The sequence below is a fragment of the Rhizobium sp. RSm-3 genome, assembly GCF_001854685.1.
GTDB classification, from domain to species: Bacteria; Pseudomonadota; Alphaproteobacteria; order Rhizobiales; family Rhizobiaceae; genus Rhizobium; species Rhizobium ecuadorense.
In genome coordinates this window covers 37,667-53,839 of sequence record NZ_MAWZ01000009.1, presented here as the reverse complement: position 1 = coordinate 53,839, position 16,173 = coordinate 37,667, and the positions used below count along the sequence as shown (strand labels likewise).

At 64.2% G+C, this 16,173-nt stretch carries 9 protein-coding genes; 8 read left to right on the top strand and 1 reads right to left on the bottom strand.

Annotated elements, in window-relative coordinates; translation table 11 throughout:
• Positions 1–183: 183 nt before the first annotated feature.
• The 5 genes from BBJ66_RS11440 to cueR all read left to right on the top strand — a co-directional run bounded on the left by BBJ66_RS11440 (position 184) and on the right by cueR (position 13,555).
• Positions 184–5,655 (top strand): alpha-2-macroglobulin family protein, encoded by a 5,472-nt coding sequence (locus tag BBJ66_RS11440; RefSeq protein ID WP_071087046.1) that lies wholly within the window; start codon positions 184–186, stop codon positions 5,653–5,655.
• Positions 5,652–7,733, top strand: a complete 2,082-nt coding sequence (pbpC, locus tag BBJ66_RS11435) for a penicillin-binding protein 1C (protein WP_071087044.1) — start codon at positions 5,652–5,654, stop codon at positions 7,731–7,733. The genes BBJ66_RS11440 and pbpC overlap by 4 nt, the downstream gene beginning before the upstream one ends.
• A gap of 167 nt (positions 7,734–7,900) precedes the next feature.
• Positions 7,901–10,510 carry a malto-oligosyltrehalose synthase gene (treY, locus tag BBJ66_RS11430; protein WP_071087042.1) on the top strand — a complete coding sequence of 870 codons (2,610 nt, stop codon included), beginning with the start codon at positions 7,901–7,903 and terminating at the stop codon, positions 10,508–10,510.
• Between the two features lie 120 nt (positions 10,511–10,630).
• Positions 10,631–13,156 carry a heavy metal translocating P-type ATPase gene (locus BBJ66_RS11425; protein WP_071087040.1) on the top strand — a complete coding sequence of 842 codons (2,526 nt, stop codon included), beginning with the start codon at positions 10,631–10,633 and terminating at the stop codon, positions 13,154–13,156.
• Positions 13,157–13,165: 9 nt separating this feature from the next.
• The gene (gene cueR / locus BBJ66_RS11420) at positions 13,166–13,555 is read left to right on the top strand and encodes a Cu(I)-responsive transcriptional regulator (protein ID WP_071087038.1); all 390 of its coding nucleotides are present in this window, start codon (positions 13,166–13,168) and stop codon (positions 13,553–13,555) included.
• Positions 13,556–13,583: 28 nt separating this feature from the next.
• Here cueR and BBJ66_RS11415 read toward each other — a convergent pair whose 3' ends face one another.
• A complete protein-coding gene (locus BBJ66_RS11415; RefSeq protein ID WP_049736334.1) occupies positions 13,584–13,865 on the bottom strand; it encodes a hypothetical protein in 282 nt (93 codons plus the stop codon).
• 153 nt (positions 13,866–14,018) lie between these two features.
• On the opposite strand from BBJ66_RS11415, the gene BBJ66_RS11410 reads away from it, so the two are divergent.
• The 3 genes from BBJ66_RS11410 to BBJ66_RS11400 are packed head-to-tail and all read left to right on the top strand — an operon-like array spanning position 14,019 to position 16,043.
• Positions 14,019–14,558, top strand: a complete 540-nt coding sequence (locus BBJ66_RS11410) for a sigma-70 family RNA polymerase sigma factor (protein ID WP_071087036.1) — start codon at positions 14,019–14,021, stop codon at positions 14,556–14,558.
• Positions 14,545–15,312, top strand: coding sequence for an anti-sigma factor family protein (locus BBJ66_RS11405; RefSeq protein ID WP_049736332.1), 768 nt, complete (start codon positions 14,545–14,547; stop codon positions 15,310–15,312). Before BBJ66_RS11410 ends, BBJ66_RS11405 begins: the two co-directional genes overlap by 14 nt.
• Positions 15,313–15,332: 20 nt before the next feature.
• Positions 15,333–16,043, top strand: a complete 711-nt coding sequence (locus tag BBJ66_RS11400) for a Bax inhibitor-1/YccA family protein (RefSeq protein WP_049736331.1) — start codon at positions 15,333–15,335, stop codon at positions 16,041–16,043.
• Positions 16,044–16,173 lie beyond the last annotated feature (130 nt).

Below are 16,173 nucleotides of genomic sequence, written 5' to 3'. Positions count from 1 at the left end.
AATCCTTGCTCATCCTTGTGAAAGCCGCAAATCACAAGGCGATCACTCACGCCGATGTGACAGCCGGACGAAAGCTTCTGTACGAAGACGAAACAGCGCGCGAGTCGAGTTGACAATCTCGCGTAGAGTGACGAGAGTGCCGCCGGTCAGAGCCAGCATCGCCTGTATCCTTGGGGGGAATCTATGTCCGTGCGCTCGTTCTTTGCTTTCGCGACAATCGCATTTTTTTCCACGATCGCCGCCAGTTTTCCCGCAGCCGCTGCGGAGACCAAGCGCGACATCCAGACGATCAAGGACGCCGATTTCTTCGGCTTCGATCTTCGCACCGAGCAGAACGTCTCGCTCGATCAGTGCAAGACCTCCTGCATCGGCGACAAGAGCTGCAAGGCCTTCACCTACAATCCCAAGGTGAAATGGTGTTTCCTGAAATCCGATTTCAAGACGATGAACGCCTTCCCCGGCGCCATTGCCGGCAAGATCGTCGAAACCACCGCCCAGAAGGAGCCGGATCTCGGCGCCGCGCCGCGCCTGACCTTCCTGACAAACGACCTGATCCAGCAGGCCCACGACTTCAAGGACAATCTCGAGCTGACCGACGACCAGCAGGGCCAGGGCGCCGACAGCCTGACCGCCAATGCCCGTCTCGATCTCACCGGCAACAATCTGGCCGACGCGCTCAAGTCCTTCCACGGCGCGCTGTCGATCACCCCTGACGACGCCGATCTCTGGCTCGAAACCGCCCGCGCCGCAGCTTCGCTCGGTACCGCCGAGAGCGGTACGAGCGGCCAAGCCGTGCTCGACGCGCTGAACGGCTACGAGCTGACGCGCACCAAGCCCAAGCGCGCCGAGGCGCTCGCCGTGCTGGCCGACGCCCTGGACCGAAACGCCAATTACCGCCCGGCGCTCTATGCCTACAAGGCAAGCCTGGCGCTGGTTGCCTCCGACGATGTGCAGGCGGCCTATCTGCAGCTGAAGGCAACGCAGGGCTTCCGCATCACCGAACACACGGTTGACGCCGACAGCGCCACGCCGCGCGCCTGCGTCACCTTCTCCGAGGCGCTGATCAAGACCACCGACTATACGCCTTTCGTGACGCTGAACGGCGCAGCCCCAAAGGCGCTCGAAACCAAGGACAAGCAGATCTGCGTCGAGGGACTGACGCATGGCGAAACCTACAAGATCGCCTTCCGCACCGGCCTGCCGTCATCCGTCGACGAGGCGCTCGAAGCGCCCGTCAGCATCGACGTCTATATCAAGGACCGCAGCCAGATGGTGCGCTTCACCGGCGACAGCTTCGTGCTGCCCTCGACGGCGCGCCGCGGCATCCCGATCGTCTCGGTCAACCTCGCCTCTGCCAACCTCAAGCTCTACCGCATCGGTGATCGCGCCATCGCGCCGCTCCTGACCAATTCGCAGTTCCTGACCCAGCTCGACGGCTACAGCGCCCAGAACATCCAGGATCAGAACGGCGAGCTCGTCTGGCAGGGCTCGATCGACATCGCCAACGAGCTCAACAAGGACATCGTCACCAGCTTCCCGGTCGATGAGGCGCTGCCGGAGCGCAAGCCCGGCATCTACGTCATGACGGCAACGGCGCCGAACGGCCCGGCGCAGGAGTGGGATTCGCAGGCGACGCAATGGTTCCTGGTCTCCGATATCGGCGTCACCACCTATGCCGGCACCGACGGCCTCAATGTCTTTACCCGTTCGCTCGCCTCGGCAAAGCCGATATCAGGCGTCGAGCTGCAGCTTCTCGCCAAGAACAATGAAGTGCTCGGCACCGCGACCACGGACGAAAACGGCCGCGCCACCTTCACTGCCGGCCTCATCCGCGGCACGGCGGCGCTGACGCCCGCCGTCATCACCGCCAGGAACGGCACCTCGGACTACGTTTTCCTCGACATGACACGAGCCGGCTTCGACCTCTCCGACCGCGGCGTCACCGGCCGTGCCGCACCCGGCGCGATCGACGTCCTGACCTTCACCGAACGCGGCATCTACCGCGCCGGCGAAACGGTGCATGCGCAGGCGCTTGCCCGCGACACCGACGGCAACGCCATCGAGAACCTGCCGCTCACCTTTATCTTCAGCCGTCCCGATGGCGTCGAAGACCGGCGGATCGTCAGCCAGACCAGCAATCTCGGCGGTTATTCCGTCGATTTCGCCACCCAGGAAAACGCCATGCGCGGCACCTGGACGATGAACATCTATACCGATCCCAAGGGCAGCGCGATCGCCAGCAAGAGCTTCCTGGTCGACGATTTCGTGCCGGATCGCACCGACATGGAAATCAAGACCGAGGCCAAGGAAATCGGCCCGGATACGCCGGCGCATATCACCATTTCCGGCAAGTATCTCTATGGCGCTCCGGCGGTCGGCCTGACGCTTGAAGGCGACGTCGTCGTCAAGCCGACGCGTGAGAGCGCCGCCTATAAGGGCTTCCTGTTCGGGCTCGCCGACGAAGAAGCGAACGAAGATTCCCGCCTGCCGATCGACGGTCTGCCGGAACTCGACGAGAACGGCGAAGCTACGACCGATCTGACCGTCGGCGACCTGCCGGCAACGACACAGCTGCTCAATGCCACCGTCTATGTGAGAATGCAGGAAGCGGGCGGCCGCGCCATCGAGCGCTCGCTGGTGCTTCCGGTGAAGAGCGACCGCGCCGCGATCGGCATCAAGCCGGAATTTTCCGACGAGCTGCCGGAGAACTCGATCGCCAACTTCACGGTGATCGGCGTCGATGCCAACGGACAGAAGCAGGAGACCAAGGGCCTGCGCTGGAAATTCTACAGCCTCAACCGCGAGTACCAATGGTATCGCGAGGGAACGGCGTGGAAATACGAGCCGGTCTATACCGCCGAGCAGGTTGCCAACGGCAGCGTCGACGCGACGATGGACGGCGGCAGGATCTCCGTGCCGGTGAAATGGGGCCGCTATCGCCTCGAAGTGGAAAGCCCGGATGCCGACGGCCCGACCTCCAGCGTCGAATTCGACGCCGGCTGGTTCGTCACCTCGACCTCGACCGAAACACCTGATGGCCTTGAGATCGCCCTCGACAAGGACAGCTACAAGATCGGCGACACCGCCAAGCTGAAGGTCACCTCGCGCTACGGCGGCGAGCTGATGGTGACATCAGGAACCGAAAAGCTCGTCGCCGTGCAGAATGCCGCGATCGGCGAGACCGGCGGCGAGGTCGAAATCCCCGTCACCGCGGACTGGGGCGCCGGTGCCTATGTGACCGCGACACTCTTCCGCCCCGGCGACGCGCAGGACAGCCACATGCCGATGCGCTCGATCGGCATCAAATGGCTGAAGGTCGATCCCGAACAGCGTGCACTGCAGGTCAAGCTCGACACGCCGGAAAAGATGCTGCCGCGCGGACCGTTGGATATCGGCCTGCAGGTGGCGGGTGCCGGCGCCAATGAGGATGCCTATGTCACGGTAGCCGCCGTCGATGTCGGCATTCTCAACCTGACGCGCTACGAACCGCCGAACCCGGAGGATTGGTATTTCGGCCAGCGGCAGCTCGGCCTCGAAATCCGCGATCTTTATGGCCGCTTGATCGACGGTTCGCTGGGTGCGACCGGCAAGCTCAGGACCGGCGGCGACGGCGGCGCCATTGCGCTGCAGTCAAGCCCGCCGACACAGAAACTCGTTGCCTTCTTCTCCGGGCCGGTGAAGCTCGATGCCGAAGGCAAGGCCAACGTCTCCTTCGATATTCCGCAATTCAACGGCACGGCGCGCGTCATGGCTGTGGCATGGTCGAAGACCGGTGTCGGCCACGGCGTCAAGGATGTCATCATCCGTGATCCGGTCGTCGTCACCGCCAGCCTGCCGAAATTCCTCGCCCCAGGCGACCGGGCCAATCTGCGCCTCGACATCGCCAACACCGATGCGCCGGCCGGCGATTACAAGCTGCAGCTGACCGGCAATGACGCGGTCGGAATCGAACAAGCCTCCGCCGCGCAGACGATCCGCCTCGAAGCCGGGGCGAAATCCGAGCTGACGCTGTCGCTCATCGGCAAACAGCCGGGCGCCGGCAGCGTTTCGATCAACCTTTCGGACGCTTCCGGCCTGTCGCTCGACCAGAGCGTCGACGTGCCGGTGCGCCCGTCATCCCTGCCGATCACCGAACGCAGGGTGCTGGCGCTGAAGCCCGGGGCCAAGCTCACCGTCGACAAGAACCTGCTGGCCGACAGCGTGCTGCCCGGCGCTTCGATCAGCGTCAACGTCACCCGTTCCGCCGCCTTCGACATTCCGGCGCTGCTGATGACGCTCGACCGCTATCCCTTCGGTTGCGCCGAGCAGACCACCAGCCGGGCGCTGCCGCTGCTATACCTCGCCGAGGTGTCGAAGCAGGCCGGCATCGCAAACGACGACGACGTGCGCAAGCGCGTGCAGGATGCGATCTACCGCGTGCTTTCCTACCAGGCCTCGGCCGGCAGCTTCGGCCTCTGGGGACCGGATTCGGGCGACGTCTGGCTGGATTCCTACGTCACCGATTTCCTGACGCGGGCGCGCGAAATGAAATACGACGTGCCGGAAAGGGCCTTCGTGCAGGCGCTCGAAAACCTGCAGAACACGCTCTCCTACACCACCGACATCAAGGGCCAGGGCGACCAGATCGCCTATGCCATCTATGTCCTTGCCCGCAACAAGAAGGCGGCGATCAGCGATCTGCGTTATTATGCCGATACGATGATCAACGACTTCCCGACGCCGCTTGCCAAGGCGCATATCGCCGCAGCACTGGCGCTCTACGGCGATGCCCAGCGTTCGAAGAACCTTTTCCTCGACGCCCTGCAGATGTCGCAGCAATCGATGGTGTCGCGGGTGAACCTGTCGCGCACCGATTACGGCACGATCCTGCGCGATGGCGCGGCGATCCTGGCGCTCGCCGCCGAAAGCCGGCCGGTGCCGCCCGTCGTCCCGGATCTCGCCAAGGCCGTCGCCAAGGAATGGGGCCGTAGCAAATACAAGAGCACCCAGGAAGAAGCCTGGATGCTGCTTGCCGCCCGCGCCATCCAGGGCGGCGATGACGGGTTGAAGGTCGACGTCAACGGCGCGGCCCACACCGGCGCCTATATGGCACGCATGACCGGCGATGCGCTCGCCGACCATCCGCTGACGCTGACCAACCAGACGAGCGACACGGTCTCGGCCATTGTCACCACCGTTGCCGCCCCGACCGTGCCGCTGCCGGCCGGCGGCGACGGCTTCCTCATCGAGCGCAGCTATTACACGCTCGACGGCGAAGAGGCGAATGTCAGCGAAGCCAAGCAGAACGAACGCTACGTCGTTGTCATCCATGTGCGCGAAAGCAATGACTGGCCGTCGCGCATCGTCATCACCGACCTGCTGCCGGCCGGTTTCGAGATCGACAATCCGAACCTCGTCGACAGCGCCCAGATGACGAATTTCGACTGGATCGGCGAGATTTCCACCGCCCATACCGAATTCCGTTACGATCGCTTCGTCGCCGCCTTCAACCGCGCGGCGGACGATAACCGCGAATTCAACGTCGCCTATGTCGTGCGCGCCGTCACTCCCGGCACCTACGATCATCCGGCCGCAAGCGTCGAGGACATGTACCGTCCGGAGCTCTCGGCCCGCACCGCGACCGGCAAGATGGAGGTCGTGGCGGCACAACAATGAGGCTGTGGCGCAAGTTTGCGATCGGGTCCGCCGCCGGCATCCTTCTTGCCGGCGCAGGTCTCCTCGCGCTCGATGCCGCCGACAAAGCCTTTCCGCCGCCGCTCGACAAAGCGGATGTGGTCTCCGCCGAGGTGCTCGATGCCGATGGACAATTGCTGCGCGCCTTTGCGACTTCGGAAGGGCGCTGGCGGCTGAAGACTGGAGTTGCCGACGTCGATCCGCAATTCCTGCGCATGCTGATCGCTTATGAGGATCAGCGTTTCTACGATCACGGCGGCGTCGATGCCTGGGCGCTCGGGCGGGCAGCCACGCAATTCATCCGCAACGGCCGCATCGTTTCCGGTGCGTCGACGCTGTCGATGCAGGTGGCGCGGCTGATCGAGCCGCGCGCCGGACGTTCGCTTTCGGCAAAACTGTTGCAGCTGGCGCGTGCCGTGCAGATCGAGCGGCGGCTGTCGAAGGAGCAGATCCTCGACCTTTATCTCACCCATGCGCCCTATGGCGGCAATCTGGAAGGCGTGCGCGCCGCAAGCCTTGCCTATTTCGGCAAGGAGCCGCGCCGCCTGACCGTCGCTGAAGCTGCCCTGCTCGTCGCTCTGCCGCAGCTGCCGGAACGGCGCCGGCCGGACCGCAATCTCCACGCGGCGCAAGAGGCGCGCAAGCGCGTGCTCGATCGGGCCGCCGTGGCCGAGGCCATCGGCGACGGCGAGGCGGAGCGGGCCGAGGCTGCCGCTGTTCCCATGCGGCGCATGCAATTGCCGGCATTGGCCGCCCATGTGGCCGAAGCCGCACTGCGCAAGCAGCCTGATGTCCTCAAGCACCAGACGACCTTGAAGAAGCAAGTGCAGCAGGGGCTGGAAGCGGTCGCCCGGGCCGCGGCGATGAAACTCGGGCCGAAGCTGTCGCTTGCCATGGTGATGGCCGATGCCCAGACCGGCGCGATTATCGGCGAGGTCGGCTCGGCCGATTATTTCGACGCCAGCCGCTCCGGCTGGATCGATATGACTCGCGTCAACCGCTCGCCGGGCTCGACACTGAAGCCCTTCATCTACGGGCTCGCCTTCGAACAGGGTCTCGTCTCCCAGGAGACGATCATCGAGGACCGGCCGGCCGATTTCTTCGGTTACCGGCCGCGCAATTTCGATATGAGCTATCAGGGCGACGTCACCGTGCGCGAGGCCTTGCAGCTATCGCTGAACGTGCCGGCGGTCAAACTGCTTGACGCCGTCGGGCCGTCGCGGCTGCTGGTGCGCTTCCGCCGCGCCGAAGTGCGCCCGGCTTTGCCGCCGAACGAAACGCCGGGGCTGGCGATCGGTCTCGGCGGCGTCGGCATCACGCTCAAGGATCTGGTGCAGCTTTATACGGCGCTTGCCAATCGCGGCCAGCCGGCAAGGCTCGGCGACGGCATCACCGGCACACCTGATAAGCTCGACGGCGAACCGCTGCTGGAGCCGGTCGCGGTCTGGAACATCGCCGATATTCTCTCCGGCGTCATTCCTCCCGCCGGCGCGCCTCAGCGCGGCATCGCCTACAAGACTGGCACCAGCTACGGCTATCGCGACGCCTGGTCGGTCGGCTATGACGGGCGCTATGTGCTCGGCGTCTGGGTCGGACGGCCCGATAACAGCGCCGTGCCGGGTTTGACCGGCTATGGCACCGCCGCCCCCATCCTCTTCGAAGGCTTCGCCAAATCGGGCATATCAACGATGCCGCTGCCCCGCCCGCCCGCTGGCGCCGTGCGCATTGCCCAGTCCGAGCTGCCGATCAGCCAGCGGCGTTTTGCGCTGAATGCCAGCGGCCTGCTCGTCGCCTCCGGCCGCGAACCCGCGCCTCAGATCGTCTATCCGCCCGAGGGCGCCCATATCGATCTCGGCGCCGGCGCCGGCGACCTGTCGCCGCTGATGCTGAAACTGCAGGGCGGCCGCGCGCCCTTCCGCTGGCTTGCCAACGGCAGGCCGTTGCCCGACCTCTCCCGCCGACGCACCCAGCAATGGCTGCCCGACGGCGGCGGCTACTCGAAACTGACCGTTATCGACTCGGCCGGGCGCGCCGCAAGCGTGGGCGTTTTCATCGACTAGCGCATCGTGCTTTCCGAAAATCGGAATCGATTTTCGGAAAGCACGATGCGTAGATTCAAAAATGTACAGCGTCCTTTGCGCATCTGAAAAGACGCGCGGCGCTGTAAGGGAACCAAAACCCCGACACAACCGTTGGAAAGGGTCTCCCTCCAACGTCAGACGGCCTCATGACCCTTCCGACCGCGACCTACCGGATACAATTCCGCAACGGCATGACCTTCGATCGCGCCTGCGGCCTTGTTCCCTATCTCAAGACGCTCGGCATCAGCCACCTCTACACCTCTCCGATCTTCACCGCCGCCAGCGGCTCGACCCACGGCTATGACGTCATCGACGCCAATGAGATCGACCCGGCGCTCGGCGGCCGGGCGGGGTTCGAGCGGCTGACGGAAAGCCTGGCTGCGGCGGGCATGGGACTGATTTTGGACATCGTCCCGAACCACATGGCCGCCTCGCCGGAAAATGTCTGGTGGCGCAACGTGCTGGCATTCGGCCGGCAGAGCGCCTATGCCGGCTACTTCGACATCGACTGGAGCGAGCCTCTGACCCTGCCGCAGCTCGGCCAGGATTTCGAGCGGGCGCTGGCCAATGGCGAGCTGCGCATCACCCTCGACGAAACGCATGGCAACTTCGCCTTCGGCTATTTCGAGACGCTGCTGCCGCTCAACCCCAGCAGTTACGGCGCGATCGCAAACCGGCTCGACGATCCGGTGGCAACGAGAATGGCGGAGGCTGCAGCCGTCACCTCAGGCGAGGACTTTGCCCGCGCCATGCGCGACATCCTCTTCGAAGGCGGTGACCGCGCCGTGCTCCGGCAAAAGCTCGAGGATATCTCAGCCGATCGCGATTTCCTCAAAAGCCTGCATGAGGGGCAGCATTGGCGGCTTACCCATTGGAAGGAGGCGGCACGGCATCTGAGCTATCGCCGTTTTTTCGAGGTGACCGGGCTTGTGGGAACCCGCGTCGAAAACCCCTCCGTGTTCGAAGACATGCACCGGCTGACGATCGAGCTGGTGCGCCATGGCAAGGTGCAGGGCCTGCGCATCGACCATGTCGATGGGTTAGCCGAACCCAAGGCCTATCTCGACCGGCTGAGGGACGCGGTTGGGCCGGACAGCTATATCGTCGTGGAAAAGATCCTCGGACCCGGCGAAGTGCTGCCGGAGAGCTGGCCGGTCGCGGGTACCACGGGATATGAGTTCATCGCGGCGCTGAGCGAACTCTTCATCGACGGCGGCGGTCTGCGCAGATTGGACGATGCCTATCGCAGCCTTGCCGGCGAGACGGGCGATCTCGAGGAAGGCCGGCGGCTTGCCAAGCGGCTGATGGTCGAGCGCAATTTCGCCGGCGAAACCGGCCGGCTGGTGTCGATCGCCGCGGGCATCTTTCCCGAGATAAACAGAGACGAGATCGCCACGGCGCTGAGCGAACTGCTGATCGCCTTCCCCGTCTACCGCACCTATGGCGATGGCGGTCCGCTCGCGTGGCAGGATTCAGCTGTCCTTGCCGCGACCGCATCGCAAGCCATGGCCCGGCTCGATGATCGGCGTGGGCTCGACCATGTGCTGAAGCTTCTCGAAGGCAAGGTCGAGGGGGATGCCGCCCATGAGTTCCGTATCCGCTTCCAGCAACTGAGCGGGCCTGTGATGGCGAAGGCGACGGAGGACACGCTGTTCTACCGCTACAACAGGCTGCTTGCGGCAAACGAAGTCGGTGGCGAACCGGGCAAGACGCCCGACGGCCCGGAGGGATTCCATCGCCGCATGGCCGAGCGGGCGCGGCTGCAGCCGCATGGGCTTTCGGCCAGCGCCACCCACGACACCAAACGTGGCGAGGATGCGCGCGCCAGGCTCTACGCCTTAAGCGAGGGCGCGGATGTTTTCGTGCAGGCGGTGGCACGCTGGCGTGAGATGAACTGGTCCTGGCTGACGGACCTGCCGAATGGTGCGGCACCGGAGCCGAATGTCGAATGGATGCTTTACCAGGCTCTGGCCGGCGTCTGGCCGGAGGATTTCGATAGGGCGCAGACGGAAGGCCTTCGCGCGCGCTTCACCGATTACGCGGTCAAGGCGGTGCGCGAGGCTAAACTCCACACCGGCTGGATCGAACAGGATGCCGCTTACGAAGAAGCGGTGACGGCCTATGCGGCGGCGCTGGTTCCACCCGAAAACGATGCCTTCCTCGAGGATTTCGAAAGGGTGCTGCAGCCCTTCATCGCGGCGGGTTACCTCAACAGCCTGTCGCAGACGCTGCTCAAGCTGACGGCGCCCGGCATTCCCGACATCTACCAGGGCTCCGAGGGTTTCGATTTCAGCCTCGTCGATCCCGATAACCGCCGGCCGATCGATCATGCGCTGCTGGCCGCCTGGCTTGATGACGCCGGGCCGATCGTCAAGCTTCAGGCGGCAGCATTGAAGCAGCGCATCATCGCGATCAGCCTGCAGCTGCGCCAGCGGCAACCCGCGCTCTTTGCCAGAGGCGACTATCTGCCGCTGAAGGTGACCGGCGGCCGGCGCGAGCACGTGCTGGCTTTTGCCCGGGTGCACAAGGATAATTTCGCTATCGTCGCCGCACCCCGGCTGATGTTCGGCTGGCTCGACCCGGGCGTGCTCTTTGCCGGCCCGGAATTCTGGGAGGATACGGCGATCGCCGTCCCCTCCCCTCTTCACGGGCTGAAAGCGGACCTGGTGACCGGAAAGACGATCGAACCCGGCGGCAGCATTGCTGTCGCCGCCCTGCTCGGCAGCCAGCCGGTCGGGCTGATCAGCCCGATCTGAGGATTGGGCCGAGACAACAAGGCTTCGAAAAATCTGCCTCGTCAAAATTGGCACTTGACCTTCCAGTTGCTGGAAGGTGGATAAGTCTCTCCAACTGCCCCTGGGGCATAGGAGACAGTCATGAATATCAAACACGATCACGATCATCATCACGGCCACGCCCATGCCGGCGATCACAGCTGCTGCGGCCATGGCGGGGAAAAGACTACCGACGTCATAACCCGTGATCCGGTCTGCGGCATGATTGTCGATCCAGAGGCCGGCAAGCCTTCGCTCGATCATGCCGGCCGCCTCTATCATTTCTGCTCGGAAGGCTGCCGGACGAAGTTTACCGCCGCGCCGCAGGAGTACCTGACCGCGAAGGATCCGGTCTGCGGCATGACCGTCGATCGCTCGACGGCGAAACATTTTCTGAAAGTCGAGGGCGAGAAATTCTACTTCTGCTCGGCCGCTTGCAAGACAAAGTTCGAAGCCGATCCCGCAGCGTATCGCGACGGCAAACGCCCGGCGGCAAAACCGGTGCCGAAGGGTACGCTCTATACCTGCCCGATGCATCCGGAGGTCGTCAGCGACCGGCCTGGCGACTGCCCGAAATGCGGCATGGCGCTCGAGCCGATGGGCATTCCGTCTGATGACGAAGGCCCGAACCCCGAACTTGTCGATTTCACCCGACGGCTTTGGGTCAGCGCCATCCTGGCTCTGCCGCTGCTCGCCCTCGGCATGGGGCCGATGCTCGGCCTGCCGCTTAGGGAAATGATCGGCGAGCCGCAGGCGACCTATCTCGAACTGCTGCTGGCAACGCCTGTTGTGCTGTGGGCGGCCCTGCCATTTTTCCGGCGCGCCTGGGCGTCCCTCGTCAACCGCAGCCCGAATATGTGGACGCTGATCGGTCTCGGCGTCGGCACCGCCTATGTCTACAGCCTCGTCGCCACGCTTACGCCCGGCATCTTCCCGATGAGTTTCCGCGGCCATGGTGCTGGTGTGCCGGTCTATTTCGAGGCGGCCGCCGTTATCGTCGCCCTCGTCTTCGTCGGCCAGGTGCTGGAATTGAAGGCGCGCGAGCGTACCGGCTCGGCCATCCGCGCTTTGCTCGATCTCGCGCCGAAGACGGCGCGGCGCATCGATGCCGATGGCAGCGAGCTAGATGTGCCGGTGGACGAGATCCAGGCCGGCGACCGGCTGCGTGTGCGCCCCGGCGAGCGCGTTCCGGTGGACGGTTCCGTCCTCGAGGGCCAGTCGACCGTCGACGAATCGATGATATCGGGCGAGCCCTTGCCGGTGGAGAAATCGAAGGGCGACGCACTGACCGGCGGCACGATCAACAAGAACGGCTCCCTCGTCATGTCGGCCGAGAAGGTCGGCGCCGACACGGTGCTGTCGCGCATCGTCGAGATGGTCGCCAAGGCGCAGCGCTCACGCGCGCCGATCCAGGGCGCGGTCGACCGGGTGTCGGCCTTCTTCGTGCCGGCGGTCGTCGCCGCGGCCATCCTTGCCTTTATCGTCTGGGCGGCGGTCGGCCCGGAACCGAGCCTTGCCAATGCGCTGCTTGCCGCCGTCGCCGTTCTGATCATCGCCTGCCCCTGCGCGCTCGGTCTTGCCACGCCGATGTCGATCATGATCGCAACCGGGCGCGGGGCTGGCGAAGGCGTGCTGATCAAGGACGCCGAAGCGCTGGAGCGTTTTTCCAAGGTCGATACGCTGATCGTCGACAAAACAGGCACGCTGACCGAGGGCAAGCCGAAGCTCACCGACGTCGTCGCCTTCGGTGGAACCGAAGAAAACCGGCTGCTGTCGCTGGCGGCAAGCCTGGAGCGCGGTTCCGAACATCCGCTGGCCGACGCGATCGTGTCCGGCGCCGAAGAGCGCGGCGTCGCCTTCGTCGAGGTCACCGGCTTCGAGGCCAAGACCGGCAAGGGCGTTCAGGGCCTTGCCGGCGCCACGATGGTGGCGCTCGGCAATGCGGCGATGCTTGCCGATCTCGGCATCGATCATTCGGCGCTTGCCGAGAAGACCGAGGCCCTGCGCGGTGAGGGCAAGACGGTGATGTTCGTCGTATTCGACGGCGCGCTTGCCGGTCTCGTCGCCGTTGCCGACCGGATCAAGCCGACGACCGCCGCGGCCATCAAGGCGCTACATGACAGCGGCCTGAAGATCATCATGGCGACGGGCGACAACGAGCGCACGGCGCGTGCGGTGGCAAAAAGCCTGGGGATCGACGAAGTCCGCGCCGATATGCTGCCGGAGGGCAAAAGCGCGCTGATCGAGGAACTGCGCGCCAAGGGCGCCGTCATCGCCATGGCCGGAGACGGCGTCAACGATGCGCCGGCGCTCGCGGCCGCCGATGTCGGCATCGCCATGGGCACCGGCGCCGACGTTGCAATGGAAAGCGCCGGCATCACCCTGGTGAAGGGCGATCTCACCGGCGTTGTCAGGGCGCGGCGGCTGGCGGAGGCGACGATGCGCAACATCCGCCAGAATCTCGGCTTCGCCTTCGGCTATAATGCGCTCGGCGTGCCGGTCGCAGCCGGCGTGCTCTATCCGATCTTCGGGCTGCTGCTGTCGCCGATGATCGCGGCGGCGGCGATGAGCCTCTCGTCCGTCTCGGTGATTTCAAATGCGCTGAGACTGCGCTTTGCAAAATTATAGGAGGTGACGATGAATATCGGCGAAGCATCGGAACGTTCCGGCCTGCCTGCGAAGACCATTCGCTACTACGAGGATATCGGCCTCATCCGCCCCGAAAGGGGCGGCAATGGCTATCGCGACTATGCCGCGACCGATGTCCACAAGCTGCGCTTCCTGCAGCGCTCGCGCGGTCTCGGTTTTTCCGTCGACGAGTGCCGGCAATTGCTGGCGCTCTACGAGGACAAAGCCCGCGCGAGCGCCGACGTCAAGGAGATCGCCGAGACCAAGCTTGCCGAGATCGACCGCAAGATCCGCGAGCTCTCGGACCTGCGGCGCACGCTGGAGCACCTCGTGCATGCCTGCCACGGAAATGACAGGCCGGACTGTCCGATCCTCGAAGGGCTTTCGGACGGCGGCTGATTATCTCGGAAGACGCAGGCGTCGCGCTTCAGGAAAGCTGCGGCATGTTCTGGTTGGCCGCCCGCGCGGATGCAGCCAGCCCATCTTCGCCGTCATCCAGCCGATGCTTGATCGCAAGGGCGTAGATCACGTCGAGAATATTGCGGTCCCTGAGATGAGGATCAATGAGAGCGAGAAGCGAGGCCCGGACGATCTTCTTGCTGGTGGCATTTGGACAACGCGCCTTGACGAAATCATAGAGCGCCTGATCCGTCAGCCCTTCCATGGCGCCGTCTACGAGAGCTTCGTAGACCCGCTTCTTTTCTTTCATTCTTAATTTTCCCCTCAAATCAGCGGCGTCATGATCTGTCATGTAATTGTCATAAACAATCGCGGATTTGAGCCGCGGCAATGGGGTCGCCGGTCCGTATGATTTTTTTCCGCCGCCGGGAATAAAATCGGCCGCGCTTGCGTATACTCAATCATGGAACGCAAAGACCGCCCCTTCGACGTCATCGGACAGCTTGCAGCGCTGAGGCGCTATGCTCGCTCGCTGGTGCGCAATTCGGACGAGGCGGAGGATCTGGTGCATGATGCGCTGGTGCGGGCGCTCGAGAAGAAAAAGAGTTTCCGCAGCGGCGGCAATCTGCGCACCTGGCTGCTCTCCATCCTGCACAATGCTCATGTCGACCGTCTGCGCCAGAACCGGTCGCTGACGCGCCGCCATGACGAGGCGGCTGTCGGGGCCGAGCAGTCGCTGCCGGCCGGCCAGGAACATGCCGTGCGCCTGCAGCAGGTGCGCGACGCCTTTTTCGACCTGCCGGAGGAACAGCGCGAGGCGCTGCATCTGGTGGCGATCGAAGACCTTTCCTACCAGGAAGCCGCCAACGCGCTCGGCATTCCGGTGGGGACGCTGATGTCGCGCATCTCCCGCGCCCGCGCCCAACTGCGCGAATTCGAGGAGAAGACGCCGCGCAAGTCGCATCTGAGACTGATCGGGGGAGACGGCAATGAAAGCAACTGATCCGATCCTCGATGCCGATCTCGACGCCTATGTGGATGGCGAGCTCGATGTCGCCCGCCGCATCCAGGTGGAATCCTATCTTTCCGGCCATCCGGCGATTGCCGCCAAGGTCATGGCCGACCTCAGCGTCAAGGGCGAGCTGCGCCTGGCGCTTGCCGGCGAAAGCGCCTTCGGTCGCCCCGAGACCCGCGATGCCGCCCGCCGGCTGGAACGCGGTCTTTCCTATGGCCGCATCTTCCATTCCATGCAGCGCATTGCCGCTGTCGGTATTCTGGTCACCGCCGGCTGGGTGGCGCATAATTCCTTCGGCGCCTTCTCGGCAACCGAGGTATCGGCATCGGTGCCGGCACCCGCCTATGTCGAGGATGCCGTCCGCGCCTATCAGACCGCCGCGCTACGCCAATCGATGCCGCCGCAGACGCCGGCCACCTACAGCGCCGACGATATTCGCGCCGCCACCGCGATCGTGATGCCGGAACTGCCTGGGGATTGGAAGGTCGCCGACGTGCAGATCTTCCCGTCCGAATTCGGCCCCAGTGTCGAAATGGCGATCGAGCAGTCTGATGGAAAGCGGCTGTCGCTGTTCGCCGTCCGCCCCGGCGCTTTCGAGGTCAAGCCGGTCAGCCATCTCGCGCTTGAGAAAGCAGAAGCCGCCTATTGGCAGATCGGCGAGGTCGCCTATGCGCTGATCGCCGACGAAAGCGGTCTCAATCTCGATCAGGCGGCCGAACGGCTCGCCCGCTCGCTCTATTAGTTCAAACCGAGGAGATCAGCATGAACCCGATCAATTCCCGCTACGGCGCCGTGGCCGGCTCCCAGGCCGTCTTCGACGAAGGCCTGCGCCAGCATATGCTGCGCGTCTACAATTACATGGCTCTCGGCCTTGTTATCACCGGCCTCGTCGCCTTCGTCGTCGGCTCGACGCCGGCCCTCTACGTGCCGATCTTCGGCTCGCCGCTGAAGTGGGTGGTGATGCTGGCGCCGCTCGCCTTCGTCTTCTTCTTCTCGTTCCGCATCCAGACGATGTCGGCCAGCACCGCCCAGATCACCTTCTGGGCCTTCTGCGCCGTGATGGGCCTGTCGCTCGCCTCCGTCTTCCTGGTCTTCACCGGGATGAGCATTGCGCGGACCTTCTTCATCACCGCCACGATGTTCGGCGCCACCAGCCTTTACGGCTATGTGACGAAGCGTGACCTCTCGCGCATGGGCTCGTTCCTGATGATGGGCCTCATCGGCGTTGTCATCGCCAGCATCGTCAACATCTTCCTGGGTTCGTCCGCGCTGCAGTTCGCCGTCTCGGTGATCGGCATCGTCGTCTTCGTCGGCCTCACCGCCTACGACACGCAGAACATCAAGGAACAGTATTCGGAAAACTACGATCAGGAATCAAACCAGAAGCTCGCCGTCTTCGGCGCTCTGTCGCTCTACCTGAACTTCGTCAACATCTTCCAGCTTCTGCTCAACTTCACGGGCGAGCGGGAATAGGGATCGCGCTTCCGGGGGCAAAGGAAGCGCAAGAGCACCCGGTCTGCACTCCGTGACAGGATGGTAGATCGGGTGTTCACTTTAAATACATGTCGCCCGCAAGTGTGCAGCGGTTCCGGGATAACGACAT